This window comes from Mesorhizobium sp. M7A.F.Ca.CA.002.09.1.1, assembly GCF_003998555.1.
Lineage (GTDB): Bacteria > Pseudomonadota > Alphaproteobacteria > Rhizobiales > Rhizobiaceae > Mesorhizobium > Mesorhizobium ciceri.
The window spans coordinates 1-3,129 of record NZ_RZRR01000683.1; the positions used below are offsets into that span (position 1 = coordinate 1).

Annotated in this window: 2 protein-coding genes and 1 pseudogene; 1 reads left to right on the forward strand and 2 read right to left on the reverse strand. The window is 61.8% G+C overall.

The window, feature by feature from the left end:
* Positions 1-94: 94 nt before the first annotated feature.
* On the forward strand, positions 95-1,636 hold the full coding sequence (locus EN994_RS24425; RefSeq protein ID WP_127307865.1) for a SpoVR family protein: 1,542 nt from the start codon (positions 95-97) through the stop codon (positions 1,634-1,636).
* Between the two features lie 24 nt (positions 1,637-1,660).
* Here the strand turns inward: EN994_RS24425 and EN994_RS24430 are convergent, their stop codons facing one another.
* Together EN994_RS24430 and EN994_RS24435 are read right to left on the reverse strand one after the other, a co-directional pair.
* Positions 1,661-2,554, reverse strand: coding sequence for an HlyC/CorC family transporter (locus EN994_RS24430; protein WP_063169113.1), 894 nt, complete (start codon positions 2,552-2,554; stop codon positions 1,661-1,663).
* Positions 2,551-3,129: pseudogene (locus tag EN994_RS24435) on the reverse strand (3-dehydroquinate synthase); the annotation flags it as partial. The gene EN994_RS24430 and the pseudogene EN994_RS24435, both read right to left, overlap by 4 nt.

Genomic DNA, 3,129 nt, shown 5'->3' on the forward strand with positions numbered 1-3,129 from the left:
GAGCCGCATCGCCACACCCGCCGATATCTATCCGGTTTTTCGCCAGCTCTTCGGCAGGCAACCGGCCGCCCTCAAGAGGGCATGAGGGTTCCCGATGGCCAGACAAGCGAGCAAATCCAGCCTGCTTTTTTCAGGGTCCGACTGGGATTTCAAAACATTGTCGCGGGCCTATGACGCTATCGAGGCACTCGCGGTCGAAGAGCTTCATCTGGACACCTATCCCGTTCAGATGGAGATCATCTCGTCGCAGCAGATGCTCGACGCCTATTCGTCCATCGGCATGCCATTGATGTACCGTCACTGGTCTTTCGGCAAACATTTCCTCCACCAGGATTTGCTCTATCGCAAGGGCGGGCGGGGGCTTGCCTATGAACTGGTCATCAATTCCAATCCCTGCATCGTCTATCTGATGGAGGAAAACACCATGGCCCTGCAGGCCCTGGTGACGGCCCACGCAGCGCTCGGGCACAATCATTTCTTCAAGAACAATCAGCTGTTCAAACAGTGGACGGATGCGGGTGCGATCCTCAGCTACCTGGACTTCGCCAAGGGCTACATAGTCCGCTGCGAGGAGCGGCACGGCCTCGCCGCCGTCGAAGCTGTTCTCGATTCCGCCCACGCGCTGATGGATCAGGGCGTGTTTCGCTATCACCGGCCGCCGAGGTTGTCGTCGGAACGGCAACGCGAAGGAATTCGCGAGCGTCTCGAATACGAGGAGCGCTCCTACAACGACTTGTGGCGTACGCTGCCGGCCTCGCAGCAAGCGGCCAACGACAAGGGCCAGGACCCAGAGTGGAAGAAATCGCTCAATCTGCCCGAGGAAAACCTGCTCTATTTCCTGGAAAAGAACAGCCCAGTACTGGAGACCTGGCAGCGCGAGATCATCAGGATCGTTCGTGTCATCGCGCAATATTTTTACCCGCAACGGCAGACACAGGTGATGAACGAAGGTTGTGCCACTTTCGTGCACTATACGCTGATGAACATGCTGTTCGACCGCGGCCAGATCAGCGAAGGCGCCATGCTCGAAATCCTGCGCAATCATTCCAACGTGGTCTTCCAGCCGGCCTTCGACGATCCGCGTTTTTCAGGCATCAACCCCTATGCTCTCGGCCTCGACATGATGCAGGACATTCAGCGCATCTCGACCGAACCCACGGCCGAGGACCGCGATTGGTTCCCCGACATGGCCGGCCAGGGCAACTGGCGCGAGGTCCTGCTGGACGCCTGGGCCGAGCATCGCGACGAATCCTTCATCCGCCAGTACCTCAGCCCTGCCTTGATCCGGAAATGGCGGTTTTTTGTGCTCGGCGACGCTGCCGACCAGCCGCATTGCCTGGTCGCGTCCATCCACGATGAGCGCGGCTACGCCAAGATACGCGCCGCGCTCGCCAACAGTTATGATCTCGGCGCGAACCGGCCGGACATTCAGGTGGTGGATGTCGATCTGCTCGGCGACCGCCATTTGCGGCTGCAGCACAAGGTCAATGACGGCATCCTTCTCGAGGATGCCAGCCGCGACGCCACGCTTCGTCACATCCGCAGGCTTTGGGGTTATGAAGTCAGCCTGGCGGCCATGGATGCCGAGACCGGCGCGACGATCCACGAACGCTCGACGAGCCAGATCGCGGGATGACGGCACCCGGTCTCCCGGCGCACATCAGGCGTCGCCGGCTGGCCTGATCCTCAGCCTTGCGATCCGGTTCTTGTCGCGTTTCATGACGATGAAGCGCTTGCCGTGGAACGTAAAAGCCTGCTTCTCCTCGGGGATCGATTGCGTCTCGTGGATGACGAGGCCGGCAATGGTGGTTGCCTCCTCATCCGGCAGGTTCCAGTCGAGAGCCCGGTTGAGGTCACGGATCGGCACCGTACCGTCGACGACCACGGAGCCGTCGGCCTCCTGCTTGACGCCCTGTATGTCGACATCGTGCTCGTCGGCGATCTCGCCGACGATCTCCTCGATAATGTCCTCCAGCGTCACCAGCCCTTCGACCTCGCCATATTCGTCGACGACGACGGCGAAATGCGCCTTGCGGCGAAGGAAGGCGTTGAGCTGTTCCTGCAAGGTCGTGGTGTCGGGCACGAACCAGGGTTTCGAAGCGATCTTCATGACGTCGATCCTGGAGAAATCGTTGCCGACTTCGTTCAAGGCGCGCAGCAGATCCTTTGCATGCAGCACGCCGACGATGTTGTCGAGCGAGCCTTTCCACAGCGGCATGCGGGTGTGCGGGCTTTGCAAAATCTCGCGCACCACCGCTTCCGGCGCATTGTCGGCATTGACCGAGCGCATGTTGGTGCGGTGGACCATGATGTCGGAGACTTCGAGCTCGGCGAGATCGAACAGGCCGCCGACGCGGTCGCGATCCTCGCGCACCACCTGGCCGTCGCGGCGGAAATCGTCGACCGCGCCGCGCAATTCGTCCTGGCTGGAGCGCTGCGGCTCGATGCGTGAAAGCTCGTACCCGAATATGGCAAGCAGGCGCGTGCGCACGGCAACGAGCAGCACGATGAGGATGGCAAGGACGGCGACAACGATCCAGCCGGGCTCGTTCATCTCCGGTCGCTTTCCTTTGGGTGGTTCTCCCTCAGAAACGACAGCACTTCCGATGCCGGAACATCCTTGGCAATGAAAGCCTGGCCGACGCCGCGCGTCAGGATGAAGGTCAGCGCGCCGCGCGACACCTTCTTGTCCTGGGTGATAAAGGCAAGCAGCGCCTCGGCGTCAGGCAGATCGCCCGGGATGTCGGCTATTCGCCAGGGCAGGCCGACGGCGCGCAGATGCGCCTCGACGCGCGCGGCATCGTCGGGGCTGGCCAGATTGAGCCGCGACGAGAACCGGTAGGCCAGCGCCATGCCGATGGCGACCCCTTCGCCATGGACGAGGCGGCTTCCGTCATATTGGGTGGCGGCTTCCAGCGCGTGGCCGAATGTGTGGCCGAGATTGAGCAGCGCGCGGTCGCCGGTCTCGAACTCGTCACGCGCAACCACGTCGGCCTTGGCGCGGCAGGCTTCGGCAATCGCCTGCGCCCTCTCCGGCCCGCCGGCAAAAACCTGGACCCAATTCTTTTCCAGCCAGGCGAAAAATTCCGGCCGGTCGATGAGCCCGTATTTGGCGAGCTCGGCATAGCC

Coding starts and splice junctions, on each gene's coding strand:
- EN994_RS24425 (WP_127307865.1), top strand. CDS start 95: ATGGCCAGACAAGCGAGCAAATCCAGCCTGCTTTTTTCAGGGTCCGAC.
- EN994_RS24430 (WP_063169113.1), bottom strand. CDS start 2,554: ATGAACGAGCCCGGCTGGATCGTTGTCGCCGTCCTTGCCATCCTCATC.